The sequence below is a fragment of the Antiquaquibacter metalliresistens genome, from assembly GCF_029211225.1.
GTDB lineage: Bacteria > Actinomycetota > Actinomycetes > Actinomycetales > Microbacteriaceae > Rhodoglobus > Rhodoglobus metalliresistens.
Genome location: NZ_JARGEM010000004.1, coordinates 366,544 through 381,390, shown reverse-complemented (window position 1 = coordinate 381,390; position 14,847 = coordinate 366,544). Strand labels below are relative to the sequence as shown.

Annotated in this window: 18 protein-coding genes; 7 read left to right on the top strand and 11 right to left on the bottom strand. The window is 69.3% G+C overall.

Going from position 1 to position 14,847, the window contains the following annotated elements; translation table 11 throughout:
* From PYV02_RS09870 to PYV02_RS09860, 3 genes are read left to right on the top strand one after another with little or no spacing between them, the layout of a single operon-like run.
* A complete protein-coding gene (locus PYV02_RS09870; protein WP_275758655.1) occupies positions 1–1,917 on the top strand; it encodes an ATP-binding protein in 1,917 nt (638 codons plus the stop codon).
* Complete coding sequence (locus PYV02_RS09865; protein ID WP_275758653.1) at positions 1,914–3,065, top strand: acyl-CoA dehydrogenase family protein; 1,152 nt, start codon at positions 1,914–1,916, stop codon at positions 3,063–3,065. The genes PYV02_RS09870 and PYV02_RS09865 overlap by 4 nt, the downstream gene beginning before the upstream one ends.
* Complete coding sequence (locus tag PYV02_RS09860; RefSeq protein ID WP_275758652.1) at positions 3,062–3,583, top strand: MaoC family dehydratase; 522 nt, start codon at positions 3,062–3,064, stop codon at positions 3,581–3,583. The genes PYV02_RS09865 and PYV02_RS09860 overlap by 4 nt, the downstream gene beginning before the upstream one ends.
* Here the strand turns inward: PYV02_RS09860 and PYV02_RS09855 are convergent.
* The 4 genes from PYV02_RS09855 to PYV02_RS09840 all read right to left on the bottom strand — a co-directional run bounded on the left by PYV02_RS09855 (position 3,580) and on the right by PYV02_RS09840 (position 8,142).
* Positions 3,580–4,392, bottom strand: a complete 813-nt coding sequence (locus PYV02_RS09855; RefSeq protein ID WP_275758650.1) for a coenzyme F420-0:L-glutamate ligase — start codon at positions 4,390–4,392, stop codon at positions 3,580–3,582. The two genes, PYV02_RS09860 and PYV02_RS09855, sit on opposite strands and share 4 nt — an antisense overlap.
* A 49-nt stretch (positions 4,393–4,441) precedes the next feature.
* The gene (locus PYV02_RS09850) at positions 4,442–4,846 is read right to left on the bottom strand and encodes a rhodanese-like domain-containing protein (RefSeq protein WP_275758648.1); all 405 of its coding nucleotides are present in this window, start codon (positions 4,844–4,846) and stop codon (positions 4,442–4,444) included.
* A gap of 81 nt (positions 4,847–4,927) precedes the next feature.
* Complete coding sequence (locus PYV02_RS09845) at positions 4,928–5,926, bottom strand: TIGR03557 family F420-dependent LLM class oxidoreductase (RefSeq protein WP_275758646.1); 999 nt, start codon at positions 5,924–5,926, stop codon at positions 4,928–4,930.
* A gap of 206 nt (positions 5,927–6,132) precedes the next feature.
* Complete coding sequence (locus PYV02_RS09840; RefSeq protein ID WP_275758644.1) at positions 6,133–8,142, bottom strand: helicase HerA domain-containing protein; 2,010 nt, start codon at positions 8,140–8,142, stop codon at positions 6,133–6,135.
* Positions 8,143–8,340: 198 nt separating this feature from the next.
* Here PYV02_RS09840 and PYV02_RS09835 point away from each other — a divergent pair, with 198 nt between their 5' ends.
* Complete coding sequence (locus tag PYV02_RS09835; protein WP_275758642.1) at positions 8,341–8,775, top strand: hypothetical protein; 435 nt, start codon at positions 8,341–8,343, stop codon at positions 8,773–8,775.
* A gap of 85 nt (positions 8,776–8,860) precedes the next feature.
* Positions 8,861–9,199 (top strand): cytotoxic translational repressor of toxin-antitoxin stability system, encoded by a 339-nt coding sequence (locus PYV02_RS09830; protein WP_275758641.1) that lies wholly within the window; start codon positions 8,861–8,863, stop codon positions 9,197–9,199.
* Between the two features lie 53 nt (positions 9,200–9,252).
* On the opposite strand, the gene PYV02_RS09825 is transcribed toward PYV02_RS09830, so the two are convergent.
* The 3 genes from PYV02_RS09825 to PYV02_RS09815 all read right to left on the bottom strand — a co-directional run bounded on the left by PYV02_RS09825 (position 9,253) and on the right by PYV02_RS09815 (position 10,535).
* Positions 9,253–9,537: an iron-sulfur cluster assembly accessory protein gene (locus PYV02_RS09825; protein WP_275758639.1), complete on the bottom strand. Its 285-nt coding sequence runs from the start codon at positions 9,535–9,537 to the stop codon at positions 9,253–9,255.
* A gap of 123 nt (positions 9,538–9,660) precedes the next feature.
* A complete protein-coding gene (locus PYV02_RS09820) occupies positions 9,661–10,026 on the bottom strand; it encodes a hypothetical protein (protein ID WP_275758637.1) in 366 nt (121 codons plus the stop codon).
* A gap of 14 nt (positions 10,027–10,040) precedes the next feature.
* Positions 10,041–10,535, bottom strand: coding sequence for a flavodoxin family protein (locus PYV02_RS09815; RefSeq protein ID WP_275758631.1), 495 nt, complete (start codon positions 10,533–10,535; stop codon positions 10,041–10,043).
* Positions 10,536–10,616: 81 nt separating this feature from the next.
* On the opposite strand from PYV02_RS09815, the gene PYV02_RS09810 reads away from it, so the two are divergent.
* The gene (locus PYV02_RS09810; protein ID WP_275758629.1) at positions 10,617–11,000 is read left to right on the top strand and encodes a VOC family protein; all 384 of its coding nucleotides are present in this window, start codon (positions 10,617–10,619) and stop codon (positions 10,998–11,000) included.
* A 58-nt stretch (positions 11,001–11,058) separates the two neighbouring features.
* Positions 11,059–11,736 (top strand): DUF998 domain-containing protein, encoded by a 678-nt coding sequence (locus PYV02_RS09805; protein WP_275758628.1) that lies wholly within the window; start codon positions 11,059–11,061, stop codon positions 11,734–11,736.
* Positions 11,737–11,976: 240 nt separating this feature from the next.
* On the opposite strand, the gene PYV02_RS09800 is transcribed toward PYV02_RS09805, so the two are convergent.
* The 4 genes from PYV02_RS09800 to PYV02_RS09785 form a co-directional block, all read right to left on the bottom strand.
* A complete protein-coding gene (locus tag PYV02_RS09800) occupies positions 11,977–12,120 on the bottom strand; it encodes a DUF1905 domain-containing protein (protein WP_275758626.1) in 144 nt (47 codons plus the stop codon).
* 61 nt (positions 12,121–12,181) lie between these two features.
* Positions 12,182–13,192, bottom strand: a complete 1,011-nt coding sequence (gene fgd / locus PYV02_RS09795) for a glucose-6-phosphate dehydrogenase (coenzyme-F420) (protein WP_275758624.1) — start codon at positions 13,190–13,192, stop codon at positions 12,182–12,184.
* 64 nt (positions 13,193–13,256) lie between these two features.
* A complete protein-coding gene (locus tag PYV02_RS09790) occupies positions 13,257–13,880 on the bottom strand; it encodes a hypothetical protein (protein WP_275758622.1) in 624 nt (207 codons plus the stop codon).
* A gap of 135 nt (positions 13,881–14,015) precedes the next feature.
* On the bottom strand, positions 14,016–14,846 hold the full coding sequence (locus PYV02_RS09785) for an alpha/beta hydrolase (protein ID WP_275758620.1): 831 nt from the start codon (positions 14,844–14,846) through the stop codon (positions 14,016–14,018).
* Between the last annotated feature and the right edge of the window lies 1 nt (position 14,847).

Here is a 14,847-nt window from a genome sequence, read left to right as displayed (position 1 = left end):
ATGTTCGAGAGCGTGCTCGTGGCCAACCGGGGCGAGATCGCCTGCCGGGTGATCCGCACGCTGGGCGAGCTCGGCATCCGCTCGATCGCCGTCTACACCGACGCCGACCGCGGCGCGCGACACGTCGGCCTCGCCGACCGCGCGGTGCACGTCGACAGCTACCTGGATGCCGCGGCCCTCGTCACCGTCGCGACGGCCACCGGCGCCGACGCCGTGCACCCCGGGTACGGGTTTCTCGCCGAGAACGCGGACTTCGCCCGCGCATGCGCGGCCGCCGGGGTGGTGTTCATCGGTCCGCCGCCGCAGGCGATCGAGACGATGGGCGACAAGATCCGCGCCAAGGCGCACGTCGCAGCGCGGGGGGTGCCGATCATCCCGGGCACTGGGGACGCCGGCATGACCGACGCGCAACTGATCGAGGCGGCGTCCGGCGTGGGGTTGCCGCTCATCGTCAAGCCGAGCGCGGGCGGCGGCGGCAAGGGCATGACGGTGGTCGACTCGCTCGGCGAGCTGCCCGCAGTGCTCGCGGCGTCGCGGCGGGTGGCGAAGCGGGCGTTCGGCGACGATGCGCTGCTGCTCGAGCGGTACATCCCGAGCCCACGGCACATCGAGGTGCAGGTGCTCGCCGACACGCACGGCACCGTGATGCACCTCGGCGAGCGCGAGTGCTCGCTGCAGCGCCGACACCAGAAGGTCATCGAGGAGTCGCCATCGCCGCTGCTGTCGGATACGACGCGCGCGGCGATCGGCGAGGCCGCCCGCGAGGTGGCCCGCAGCGTCGCCTACGTCGGCGCGGGCACCGTCGAGTTCCTGGTCTCCGACGCCGAGCCGGACACGTTCTTCTTCATGGAGATGAACACCCGGCTTCAGGTGGAGCACCCAGTGACCGAGATGGTCGCGGGCGTCGACCTGGTCGAGTGGCAACTGCGCATCGCGGCCGGCGAGCGGCTCGAGCTCGAGTTCGCGCCGCGCGGGCACGCGATCGAGGCGCGGTTGTGCGCGGAGGATCCGGCCGCGGGGTTCCTGCCGACCGGTGGCACGGTGCTCGGGTTGCGCGAGGCGGACGGCGTCGGCGTGCGGGTGGACAGCGCGCTCGCCGAGGGGCTGGTCGTGACATCCGACTACGACTCGCTGCTGGCGAAGGTGATCGCGTGGGGCGAGACGCGCGACAAGGCGCTCGCGCGTCTCGACCGTGCGCTCGCGGAGACGACCGTGCTGGGCGTGCGCACGAACCAGGCGTTCCTGCGCGACCTGCTCGCCGACCCGCGGGTGCGCGCGGGTCGGCTCGACACCGGCCTGGTCGATGCGCTGCCCACGGCCCCGCAGGCGACGGATGCCGCGGCGCTCGCCTGCGCGGCGCTCATCGAGCACGCCACGGCGTGGGGCCCGAGCCTCTGGGGGCGACCGAGCGGCTGGCGCATCGGCGCCCACCGACCGGCGCGCTACCACCTCGGCGACAGCACGGTGACGGTGCTCGGCGCGCCCGGAGTCGCGGTCGTGGATGGGCTGCCGACCCGATTCCGGCACGACGAGAGCACCGCGACGATCGAGTTCGGCGGGGAGTCGGTCACCTTCCGCTGGGCGCGGGCCGGGGGCATCCTGTGGCTCGCCCGCGACGGCCGCACCTGGGAGCTGCCGGTGCTCACCCGCGAGCAGCGGCTTGCGGCGCACCGTGCGTCGCTCGCGCGGGTCGAAGGGGTCGTGAACCCGGAGGTGCGGGCGTCGATGCCGGGCACGGTCGTGTCGGTGTTCGTGGCATCCGGTGACGCGGTGGCGGCCGGCCAGCCGCTGCTGGCGGTGGAGGCGATGAAGATGGAGCACGCGCTCGCGGCACCGAGCGACGGGGTGGTGACCGTCGCGGTCGCCCCCGGCGACCAGGTGCGGCTGGATCAGCTCGTGGCGACGGTGACGCCATGAGCCTCGACTTCACCGACGAGCAGCTGGCGCTGCGCGAGATGGTGCGACAGTTCGCCGACACGGTGGTCGCACCCCGTGCGTACGAGCAGGACGTGAAGCACGAACTGCCGCTCGACATCGTCGCGGTGATGGGCGAGTTGGGTCTGTTCGGGCTGCCCCTGCCGGAGGCCTACGGCGGCCAGGGCGCGAGCTACGTCGAGCTCTGCATCGCCCTCGAGCAGCTGGCGCGCGTCGACCAGTCGATCGCGATCACCCTGGAGGCGGCGGTCGGGCTCGGGGCCATGCCGATCCTGCGCAGCGGCACCGAGCAGCAGCGCCAGCGCTGGCTGCCGGATCTCGCCGCCGGCACCGCCCTCGCCGGTTTCGGTCTGACCGAGCCGGAGGCGGGGTCGGATGCCGCGGCCACCCGCACCACGGCCGTGCTCGACGGCGACCACTGGGTGATCAACGGCTCGAAGCAGTTCATCACCAACTCGGGCACCGCGATCACGAGCCTCGTCACGGTCACCGCGGTCACCGGGCGCTCCCCGGACGGGTCCCCCGAGCTGTCGGCGATCATCGTGCCGAGCGGCACACCGGGGTTCACGGTGGGGCCGGCGTACGACAAGGTCGGCTGGCACGCCTCCGACACGCATCCCCTGTATTTCGACGACTGCCGGGTGCCGGCCGACCACCTGCTCGGCGAGCGCGGTCGCGGATTCGCCAACTTCATCCAGACCCTGGATGAGGGCCGGGTCGCGATCGCCGCGCTCGCGACCGGTGCCGCGCAGGGCTGCCTCGAGGCCGCGATCGACTACGCGAAGTCGCGCATCGTGTTCGGGCGGCCGATCGGAGCGAACCAGCACATCGCGTTCACGCTCGCGCGCATGCAGTCCCGCGTGCACACCGCGCGCCTGGCCACCTACGACGCAGCCCACCGACTCGCGGCGGGCCAGCCCTTCAAGATGGAGGCGAGCATCGCCAAGATGGTCAGCAGCGAGGCGGCGATGGACAACGCCCGGGATGCCACGCAGATCTTCGGAGGGAACGGCTTCATGAACGAATACCCGGTCGCCCGGCACTACCGGGACTCGAAGATCCTCGAGATCGGCGAGGGCACCACCGAGGTGCAGCTCATGGTGATCGCGCGCGAGTTGGGGTTCCGGTGAGCGGGCCGGAGCCGGGCGGGGTCGAGCCGGGCGCCGGCGGACCCGGCCGTGAGATCGAGCAGCGCGGCCTCTGGTTCGAGGAGTTCGAGGTGGGCGCGACCTACCTGCATCGCCCCGGCCGCACCATCACCGAGGCCGACAACGTGCTGTTCACGACCCTCACCATGAACACGCAAGCCCTGCACCTGGATGCCGCGTGGTCTGCCACGCAGCCGTTCGGACAGCGGCTCGTCAACTCCATGCTCACGCTCGCGACCATCGTCGGCTCGTCCGTCGCGCAGCTGACGCAGGGCACGCTCGTCGCGAACCTGGGCTTCGGCGAGGTGGCGTTCCCGCATCCGCTGTTCCTGGGCGACACCCTCTACTCGCGCACGCTCGTCGTCGAGAAGCGGCTGTCGGCGTCGCGACCCGGGCAGGGGGTGGTGACGCTGCTGCACACCGGTGCCAACCAGAGCGGCGTCGAGGTCGCCCGCGCGAACCGCACGGCGCTGGTGTGGTGCGAGGGCGAGCGGCCCTAGTCTGCGGTGCGCGGCTCTGCGGTGCGCGGCTCTTCGGCGGTCGAGGGCCGAGACCCGCTCCGCGCCGCCAGCCCCGCCTCGTAGCCTTCGCGCCACGCCTCCTCGGTGCCGAGCCGGAACATGTCCTCCTCCGGCGAGCGCACGATCGCCGCGGCGCCCGGCAGGTCGAGCTCGCCGACGAGCTCGCCGAGTCCGCGCACGATCGCGACCGGCACCTGCGAGGTCTTGCCCTTCACCAGGTCTGCGGCGGCGGCGATCTCGTCGGCGACGGCGGCGACCGTCACGTCCAGCCGCCGGCCCGAGGCGTCGGTGGTGCCACGCAGGTCGTGGAGCACGCGGATGCCCGCGGCGCCGATCGCGACATCCGTCTGTCCCTGCCGCCAGGGTCGGCCGAGCGTGTCGGAGATCACGACCCCGACGCGCACCCCGAACCGCTCGCGCAGGGCGGCGGCGAGCGCGCGGGCGCTCGCGTCCGGGTCTTCGGGCAGCAGCAGCACGGTGCCCTCCGGGGTGTTGGAGGCATCCACCCCGGCCGCGGCGAGCACGAGACCCAGCCGGTTCTCCACGATGCGGGTGACGCCCTTGGCGTGCTCGCGGGTGGCGACCACACGCACCGTCTCGGCGGTGATCGCGTCCTCGCGGTCGGCGGCGACGATGCTGCGGCCCTCGGCCTTCGAGACGATCTTGGAGGTGACGGCCAGGATGTCGCCGTGCTGCAGCTCGGGCAGCGCGTCGCCGATGATCGTGGCGAGGTCATCCCCCGCGACGATCTCGGGGATGCCGGGCACGGGCAGCACGGTGAGGCTCACCGCTCCAGCTTAGAAGCGGCACACGGCGGCGGCGGCGGCCGGGTCGGCGCTACGCCCGACGCACGCCCGTCAACTCATCGACCTCGCGCACGAGCGGCCCGTCGTCGGTGACGACCGGGTAGCCCTCGCGAGCCCAGTACTCGAAGCCGCCGATCATCTCCTTCACGGCGTAGCCGAGGCGGGCGAACTCGAGCGCGGCCTTCGTGCCGCCGTTGCATCCGGGGCTCCAGCAGTAGACGACCACGGGGGTGTCGATCGGGATCTCGGCGGGCGCGCGGTCGGCGATCGTCGCGGTGGGCATGTGGATGGCGTCGCGCGCGCGACCCTGCAACCACGCGGCCTCGCTGCGGGTGTCGACGAGCACGAAGTTTTCGCCGGCCTTGCGGGCGACGTAGACGTCGGAGGGGTCGGTCTCGAAGGCGAGCTTGGCGGCGAAGTAGTCGGCGACGTTCATGCTCCGACGGTAACGGGGCGATTGACCGCACGCCGCCGGGTTCCCGCCATGTCGCGACGCGATCCGGTCAGCGCTGTTCGGTCAGCGTCGCAGCGCGGGCAGCACGTCCCGGCCGAACACCTCGAGAAACTCGGCCTGGTTGCGGCCGACGTTGTGCAGGTAGACGCGGTCGAAGCCCAGGTCGAGCATCCGCTGAATGTGGGCGCGGTGCACGTCGGGGTCGGCCGAGATCAGCACGCGCCCCTCGAAGTGTTCCGGACGCACCAGCCGCGCGAGCTGCTCCAACTCGAACGGCGAACGGATGTCCCCGGTCGCCCGAATCGCCCCGTTCGGCCACTCCGCCACCGCGTTCGCCGCCGCGGCCTCCTCGGTCGCGGCCCAGCTCAGGTGCAGGCGCAGCACCTTCGGCAGCCCCTTCCGCCCGGACTCGCGCGCGCCCTCGTCGAACCGCTGCAGCAGGGGCGCGAGCTTCTCCACCGGTGCGCCCTCGGTGATCAGCCCGTCGGCCACCCGACCGGCGCGCTTCGCCGTGACCGGCCCGGCCGTGCCGACGAAGACCTCGGGAGCCCGCTCGGGCATGGTCCACAGTCGGGTCGACTCGAGCCGGTAGTACTGCCCGTCGTGGCGCACGTCCTTGTGGGCCAGCCCCGCCGCGAACAGCTTCTTGATGATCTCGACGGCCTCGAACATCCGGTTGATGCGTTCCGGCGGCTCGGGCCAGTACTGCCCGGTGACGTGCTCGTTGAGCGCCTCACCCGATCCGACGCCGAGCCAGTGCCGCCCCGGGTACATCGCCGCGAGCGTCGCCGCCGCCTGCGCCGTGACGGCCGGATGCGACCGATACGTCGGCGCCGTCACCCCGGTGCCGAGGTCCCCGCTGGTGCGCTGCCCGAGCGCGCCGAGCACGTTCCACACGTACGACGCCTGCCCCTGCCGCGGCAGCCACGGCTGGAAGTGGTCGGATGCCATCACCCCGCTGAATCCGTGCCCCTCCGCGAGCGCGGCGAGCTCGATGGCCTCGGTCGGGTGAAAGCGCTCGAGCATCGCGGCGTAGCCGATGTGCGGGGTGGATGAGGGCATGCCCCCATTCTCGCGCGTCGATCAGCGCAGCAGGGCCGCTCAACTCCGGCGCCTGGGAGCTAGTGGCAGCAGAACTAGGGCAGAGTTACAGAGCTCCTGTCGTTGAGCCGCACGATCACTGGCTGCTTCAGCCGCAAGCCTCGTCCGACAGCAATCGCATGCCTCTCCTCGAGCGTCGGCAGGGCGTCTGCGTACCTGCGACCTACCTAGTTCTCGAGGAATTGCTTGCCCGTATCGTCAAAGACGCGCATGGCAAATATGGTGTTGCACTGGTTGAGGATGGACTTGCTTACGCTCGCCGTCCGCTGAGTGATGACGAAACACCCCATACCGTACTTCCGTCCCTGCAATATCACTTTTGCCGTGCCGTTTGTGGCAGTGCGATCGCCGTCTTGTGCGGCCGCGTTCCACTCAGGTACTAGAGAGTGCGCTTCCTCGAGAACCAGAAGTACCCGCCCACCATCCGTAGCTGGCCCAAGTTGCTGAAGTATCCAGAACAACTGCTCAGCGATCACTCGCGTCTTCTCTGACTGGCTCAAGTCGGTAGTGAATACGTGGTACCCCACTTTGTCGCCTCTGGAGACTTTGTGATAGTCGGGGTTGAAGACACGTATGCGCTCTGCGCCGTCGATCTGTGGCGACAGAGCGGCACCCGCAAAGAGAAACTGGAGGAGGTCGGCCTTGACCGCTGCTCGGTACTCTGCAATGTTCCCGCTTGCTTCGTGGTTGTTGGCGTCCACATGGGAATAGCGCGAATTGATGGAGTCGAAGGCGTGGATGTCGTCTGCCCGCATCAGGGCCGCTGTGTATGAAGGCAGGGATGGAGCGTATTCATTGGTGATGTCGATGACTACCACTCTGACGTCGGTGCTTCTGAGCACCTTCTGGACTAGCTCGAACGTGAGTGACGACTTGCCGATCCCGAGTATGCCCAATATTGCGGTGTTATGAGTCACAAGTTCGGCGGGCGAATGCAGCGGCACCGACAACGCGGTGTTGGGTAGAACTCCGATTGCGTCAGCATCGGAAGGACCCACTTCGGACGTTCTAAGCGCTACCGGACTGTATATCTCGGGGATCCACTGAGGCGGGGTGAGCTGACGATGTCCGGCGTCGTAGTGACCAAGCGGCTGCGCGCGAAAGGAAGTGAACCCATGGGCGTCCCCGAGACCAAGCTTCTCCTCGCTTGTGAATGCTTCGACGACTTGGTACAGGAATACCCGATCCGCAATCGAAGCCGTTACAACCGACGCGATCCGAAGTGTCGGCTGGATTGGGAGACTCTCGGGCACCTCTACAATCAGGCTCTCGACGGTCGAGCCCGGGCCTACGTATCCCACGATTGTCTCGCCAGAAGGACCGGAGTGCGTGGTCGTCCCTGGGTGGGAGCCTTGGATCGGTGAGTGAACCGCACCCGAGAGCGGCGTTGAGAGGTCCGTAGTCTCAGTCGAAGTGAGCGAGGCGACGGCACGGTCTTTGTCACCCAGAATCTGAACGACGGTGTCAACCCCGACGGCTCGGTGAACGTTGTATAGCACCCGCCCGTAGACCGAGCCGGGAACAACGGTCGGCAACTCCACGATGTCGCCCGATTTCAATCCTTCACCGCCTGGCCGATGAACGAGCACGAGCCGGGGACTCAGTCTCCCCTCGACAGTGCCAATCTGGGCGCCCCGCGCGAGTGACCGGCCCCGACGGAACGAAGCGACCCAGAGCACGAAGTCCTCCACTGGGCGACGCGCACACAGCACGATCAGGACCGTCAATAGTGCCCAGAATTCAGCGGGCCGTTCAAGGAAGAAGCTAATCAGAATAAGCAGGTACAACACGGGGAACATCACCGTCGACCTGGCCGCCGATGTGACTAGTCGGTATGCAATGTGCTTGGGCTTCTCCAGCAAACCTGGCGGACTGGCTATGACGAAGACGCTCATAGCCAACAACACAAGGGCTAGCACGATGGCTGGGACGTACCCGAAGAAGGACTCCTTGTCCTGCACCCCGAGGAGGGCAATGACTAGCGCGAGGGAGTTAACAAAAGCATCGACCGGCTTAGTGAAGAAGGGCTCTGAGACGTAGGCGCCCAATACAAGGAGCAGTGCCGCGCTGAGGAACACGAGATTGTAAGGCGAGCCATCTCCAAGGAAGGCCCACGAGCGAGTGAAGAAGAAGATCACCCCCACGACAAGGCAAAGCAGGATGGCCGCGACAAGCATGCGGAGACCCGGCGGGAGACCGGTGCGCGTTCTGACGAAGGACTCGCATCGCTACCTCGCTGCTGCTAGACGAAAAGGAGTTGCAGCCACGCCACGGAGAACAGCAACGCCAGATGGTTCTTCTTCAATCCGGTTGAACTGCGCCTGAGCCTACAGTCGACCGGGGCTCAATGCGACCTTGCGATGTACACTCTGTACATGTCGCTGCTCCACTACCCCTCCGTCGCCTCGGCCCGGGACAACATCAAACTCATCCTCGACGCGGCGGAGCGCGGGCAGGCCGTGACCATCGAGCGCAGCGCGCGCCGGTCCGCGGTTGTGGATGCCGAGCGCCTGCGTGACTTCTTCCTCGCTACGGTGCCTTCCATGGCGGAGGTCGTGCATGAGGGCGGGGCGTGGGTGATCACGATGCCGGGGCGTCCGATCGCGGCCGAGGCGGCATCCTATGACGAGGCCATCGCCGAGTTGGTGGATGCGCTGCGCGAGTACGCCGCCGACTGGAACGACCGCCTGCACTCGGCTCCGAACCACCGCGACAACTGGGGGCTCGTGCAGCTGATCTCGCTGAGCACCGACGAGCAGCTGCGCGACTGGCTCGTGCGCGCGCCGGTCGAGAGCGCGGCCGCTGAGTAGGCACCCGGCTCCCGATCGGGATGCCCATGAGCGCTTCTGCGAGCGCGAGGGCTGGACGCGGGTCACCTCTGCCACCGGTGGCCGCGTGCGCCACCACGCCACGTACGAACTCACCCTCGACGACGGCTCGATCCTGCGCACGCGCATCTCGCGCCCCATCGATCGCACCACCTACGCGCCGAGCATGTGGGCGCACATCCTGCGCGACCAGTTGCAGGTCACCGAGGAGGTGTTCTGGGCGTGCGTGCGGCACGGCGTGCTGCCGGCCCGGTCGGCGCCCGCGCCGCGGCATCCGCGCGCCCTACCGCTGCACCTGCTCAACGAACTCGTCACCCGCGTCGGCCTGACCCCGGATTCCGCAGCCGAACTCTCGCTCGAGCAGGCGGTCGAGGCGCTCGCCGCGTACTGGCGGCGGCAGATCTGACACGACGACGGCCCGGCGGGCTTCCCCGCCGGGCCGTGCAGTTCGTGTGGCGCTCAGGCCTGCGGCACGAGCGCGAAGGTGACCGTGCCGTTGTCGCCGACCTGGGCATCCAGGGTCTTGTTCTCGAGCACGGCGGACGCCGCATCCGAGATGAAGACGCGGGCGCCGTTGTTCTCGATCAGGGAGTCGCCCGGCTGCGGCGCTGCCACGACGGCGACCTGCAACTCCTTCTCGGTGCCCGGCATGGTGCCGATGCGCAGACCGCCATCGGCGACGGCGGGGTCCCGCTCGACGATGCCCTTGACGACCGTGGTGGCTGTTTCAGTGAGGGTGAGCATGTGCTTCCTTTCCTTGTGCAGCTGAGCCAGCCACGCTTCCGAACTTCGGCGCGAGGGTCAAGGCCACAACGGGATACGGAGGGGATTCACACCTAGCCCGAACGTGCGCGCCTGCCTGCCGGACTAGTCGTCGGGCGAGTCGATGACGCCGACGAAGCGCGAGCCGATGCCATCGACCTCGGCGCGGCGCATCCCCTCGGGCACCGGCGGCAGGTCGAGCGGCGAATGCTCCGCGCACGTGAGGTAGCTGAACTCGGGCCACCACTTCTTCGGCCGGGCCTGCTCGGTGAAGCCGCACACCACGCAGCGCAACTGAACCCAGACCGGGCGCGCGCCGGTGCGGTTGGCCCGCGATTGCGCCAGCCACGGCGGCGGGGCCGCGTCGAGCTGGGCCACCTCGGCCGCGTCGATGCGCGCCGGCATGCCGTGCCGCACCGCCATCTCGAGCGGGATGCCCAGCCGCTGGGCTGCTTCGCGGCGGGTGATCACCCCACCAGTCTGACCTACGCCGCGACGGATGCCCGCGCCCACGCGACGGCGCGCGCGAGCTCGCCGTCGAGCAGCGGCCCCTCGGCGGCGTGCACCCGGAAGGTCTCCGCCTTCACCGGCACGTGGAACCCGTGCGAGCGCAACTCGTGCCGCGCCGCCTTCGCGGCCGACCCCGGCAGACGCGGCGAGTCGAGGCGGGTGTCGAAGGCGAGTGCGGGGATCGCGTTGGTGACGGGCTGCAGGGCATCCAGCCATTCCCGGATGCCCTTGGTCACCAGTTTCGGCGCGTGCTGCTGATCGACGGCACCCTGCCGGGTCACGGGCCGGCTCATCGAGAAGGCGTGCGTCGGGCCCCCGACGATCACGAGGTCGTAGTCGGCCACCGATTCGGGCGCCGTCTCCGCGTCGACCACCTCGACGGTCATGTCGGCCTGCAGCGCCTCGGCGATCGCACGGGCGATCTGTTCGGTGTTGCCCCAGAGGGATTCGTAGACGATGAGTGCTCGCATGCCGTCAGTCAACGCCGGGGTCGGCAGTCGCAGCAGGGCAGAAGGTCCCACCTGAAGTTCACAGTGTGTACATTTGAGCACATGACCAACTGGACCGGCCCGATCAGCGCGATCACCCTGTTCGCCGAAGACCTCGAGACCACGAAGCGCTTCTACGTCGAGGTGTTCGGTCTGCCCGTGCACTATGAAGACGACGCATCCGCCGTCTTCCAACTGCCGAACACCCTCATCAACCTGCTCGACGCGCGCGAGGCCCCTGTGCTCATCGAACCGGTGCCGGTCGCCTCCCCCGACGCCGGTGCGCGCATCCAGCTCACCATCACCGTCGACGACGTGGATGCCACGTGCCGACTGCTCGCCGAACGCGGCGTCACCCTCGTCAACGGACCGATCGACCGCCCCTGGGGCATCCGCACCGCGGCATTCCGCGACCCGGCGGGACACGTGTGGGAGATCGCGCACTAGCCGCAGGCGGGACCTCTGGCCCTGTGAGGGGCGCGCGGCATCCGCGAGCCTGGCTCGCATGTCGACCACTCCCATCTCCGTCGCCCCCGCCCTCCCGCGCCCGCGCGGCCGTCGCTGGCGCATCGCGGCCGGTATCGGGGCGCTCGGCGCCGTCGCCGCCTACATCGGCACGACCATCGTCGGGGGCGCGATCGTGCCCGGCTACTCCCACGTCTCCGACTCGGTGAGTTCGCTCACCAGTCCCGGCGGCGCGCACCGCGAGGCGCTCGCCGTGGGCTTCGCCGCCTACAACGTGGGCGTGGCGGTGCTCGGCATCGCGCTGCCGCAGACGACGCAACGCCGCTCCGTGCCGCTCACCGTGGCGGGCTGGTTGCTGGTCGCGTGCGGTGCGGCCGGCGTGCTCATGCTCGAACCGTTCCCGCAAGACCCGATGGGCGCCGAGGTGACCCCGGCCGGCACCGTGCACATCGTGCTCGCGGGGGTTTCGGCGATGACGCTCGTCGCCGCGACCGCGCTCACCGCGGTCGCGTGGCGGCGCGACCCCGAGTGGTCCCGCCTGTGGAAGTTCTCGATCGGTGCCGGGGCCGCGATCCTCGTCACGGGCGGGGTGGGCGCGGCGTTCATCACGAGCCCGGTGTTCGGGCTGCTCGAGCGCACCACGCAGTTGTCGTTCCTGTCCTGGTTCACCGCGATCGGGATCGTCGCCCTCGGATCCGCGCGAATCGCACGCGACTGACCTCGCGCGGGTTTCAGGCCCATGGGCCTAAGGTCCCTGGGCGGAACGATCCGTACGCCGTAGCGTAAGGGCACAGGGGGAACACATGACGTTTGCGGGGCGGGGGCCCCGTGAACGTCGGGGGAGCCATCGCGAGTGCTGCATTTCATTCGGGTCGCAGCACTCGCGGGGGCGCTATCGATCGGTGCGACTCAGGGCTCGACCAGTCGGTGCACCCATGGCGCGATCCGTCGGTGCGGCTCAGCGCTCGATCGCGACTTCGACGGTGTCACCGACGCCCTTGCCGAGCTTCTTGCGCAGGGCAGCACTCAGTGAGATGAAGTGATAGCCGTGCCCGCTCGGCATGAGGGCGGATGTCACGGCAACCCCGTCCACGCCGGCCATGTTCACAGCGTAGACATACCGCGTCGCCCGGCGCTCACGGCATTGCCCCGCCCGCGGCGGGCTACCCGCGCAGCCGCGGTGCCAGGTCGCGTTCGAAGAGCTCGAGGAACCGGCGCTGGTCTTGCCCCGGGGCGTGGAAGACGAGGTGGTTGAGGCCGGCATCCACGTACTCACGAATCGACGCGGCCACCTGGTCGGGGTCGTTGCCGACGATCCAGCGCGAAGCGATCTGCTCGATCGGCAGGGCGTCCGCCGCCTTCTCCATCTCGATCGGGTCGGTGATGTCGTGCTTCTGCTCCTTGGAGAGCGCCAGCGGCGCCCAGAACCGGGTGTTCTCGAGGGCGGTGTCGTAGTCGGTGTCGTAGCTGAGCTTGATCTCGATCATCCGGTCGATCGCGTCGAATTCGCGGCCCGCCTGCGACGCGCCCTCCTTCACGGCGGGGATGAGCTCGTCCGTGTACAGGCCCATGCCCTTGCCCGAGGTGCAGATGAACCCGTCGCCGGCGCGACCGGCGTAGCGGGCCACCATCGGACCACCCGCGGCGATGTAGACCGGGATCGGCGTCTCGGGGCGGTCATAGATGGAGGCGTCGACCGTGGAGTAGTACTCGCCGTCGAAGCTCACCCGGTCGCCGGTCCACAACTGGCGCATCAGGTCGACGGCCTCGCGCAGGCGCGCGAAGCGCTCCTTGAACTCGGGCCACTCGCCGCGCCACCCCGTCGCGATCTCGTTGAGGGCCTCACCGGAGCCGACGCCGAGCATGATGCGGCCCGGGTACATCACCCCCATCGACGCGAACGCCTGCGCGAGCACGGCCGGGTTGTAGCGGAACGTCGGGGTCATCACCGAGGTGCCGATCTGGATGCTGGACGTGCGCTCGCCGACCGCCGCCATCCAGGTCAGCGAGAACGGCGCGTGCCCGCCCTCGTGCCGCCACGGCTGGAAGTGGTCGCTCACGGTCACCGACTCCATGCCGTGGGCTTCCGCCGCGACGGCGATCTCCACCAGCTCTCGGGGGTCGAACTGCTCTGCGGATGCCTTGAAGCCGAGTTTGAGGGTCACGTCATCCATTCTGGCGCTTGCTCCGGGCTTCGTTCGACCATCGGACCGGTCTCGGCTCGATCGCCCGCCCTCGCTAGCCCCCGCGACGGGTGCTGTGACGGCCGACCTTCACGATCGGCTGGAAGTCGGCGGACATCGGCGGCAGCGCGGGAGCCGCTCCCGGCCCCTCGACGCGACGCAGGGCCGCCATCAGGCTCAGCGCGTTGACGACCGCCTGGGCGAGCGGCTCATCCACTCTCGCCTTCTGCGCCAGCTTCTCGACCGTCATGAGTCCGCCGGCGAGCGTCTTGACCACTCGCGCCTGCTCGGGGGTGTGCGGCATGACGTCGAGGTCAGGCCACCACCGCAGCTTGAACCGGTCGCCGGGCCGCAACCAGGATGCCCGCTGCCCCGAGAACGCGTGCAGCCCGATCAACCACAGCAGCGGGTCGACGCCGGTGGCCCGCGCGGAGAGCTCGCGCGGATCCTCATCGAGGAAGTGCGTGCCGACCTGCACGACGCCAGGGTCGGCCGGGAACGAGGCGAGGGGCACATCCCAGTCGTAGGTCAGGTAACGCAGGTCGATGACGATCGGCGGCAGACCGGATGGTACGAGCGACACGAGGATCGGCCGCGGAATCTGCCGCACGGCCTGGATCGCCATCGCGGGACCGGACCACCCCTCGGGGAACGCGGGCGGGGGCGGCGGTGCGTCCACTGGGCCCCCTCCGCTGCGATGGCGCGGAGTCGGGAACCAGTCCGCGGCTCCGCATACTCTTCACGCCACAGTAGCGGGTGGCACGCCGCGACCCGTCTCCCCCGTTCGCGGGAGGGGGACGGGTGCGGCGTGCGATCATCCGGCGTGCGTCAGCGCCCAGTCGAGTGCGGAGTCGGCGACCTCCTCCCAGCCCTCCTGGCTAACGATGCGGTGCGTGCGGCCGGGGAACTCCCGGTGCTCGACCACGGCCGGGCTGCCCGACTTGGCGTACTTCGCGAGGATCGCCTTGCCGATGGCCGGCGGCACCACGTGGTCGATCTCGCCGGTGATGATCAGCAGCGGCGCGCGGTCGGTGCGACCGTAGTCCACGTGGCTCACGCCGCCCTTCTCGTTGAACGCGCCCGCGACGCCCTCGAAGAACACCCGGTTGTACGAGTTCACCGCGAACTCCTCCCACAGCCGGTCCGACTCGGCCCGCGAGAGGTCGTTGCCGAAGGTGAAGTGGAAGTGCGCCTTCGTGATCGGCGAGGCGCCATTGCGGTTGAAGGGATTGCGCAGGATCGGAAACGCCGTGCGAACGGTCGACAGCGGCAGCGTGGTGATGCCTGCCGGCTGCCCGGGAGTGACCCCGACGTACGCAGAGCCGAGGCCGCGGTCGGCGAGCATCTGCGTGAGCAGGCCGCCGAACGAGTGGCCCATGATGATCGGCTTCCGTCCCGCCGAGAACCCCGGAAGCGCGCGGATGATGCCCTCGTAGTGGTCGGCGATCTGCTTGAGGCCGATGCCCTTGAGCGGTTGCGGGTTGCTACGGACGTCCACGACGGAGCGATCGTCGATGCCGGGCCAACCGGGCACGATCACGTCGTGGCCTGCGGCGCGGAAGCGCTCCGCCCAGGTGTCCCAGCTCTTCGGCGTCATCCAGAGTCCGTGGATGAGCACGATCGTCGTCGGAGTGGTGGTGGTCATG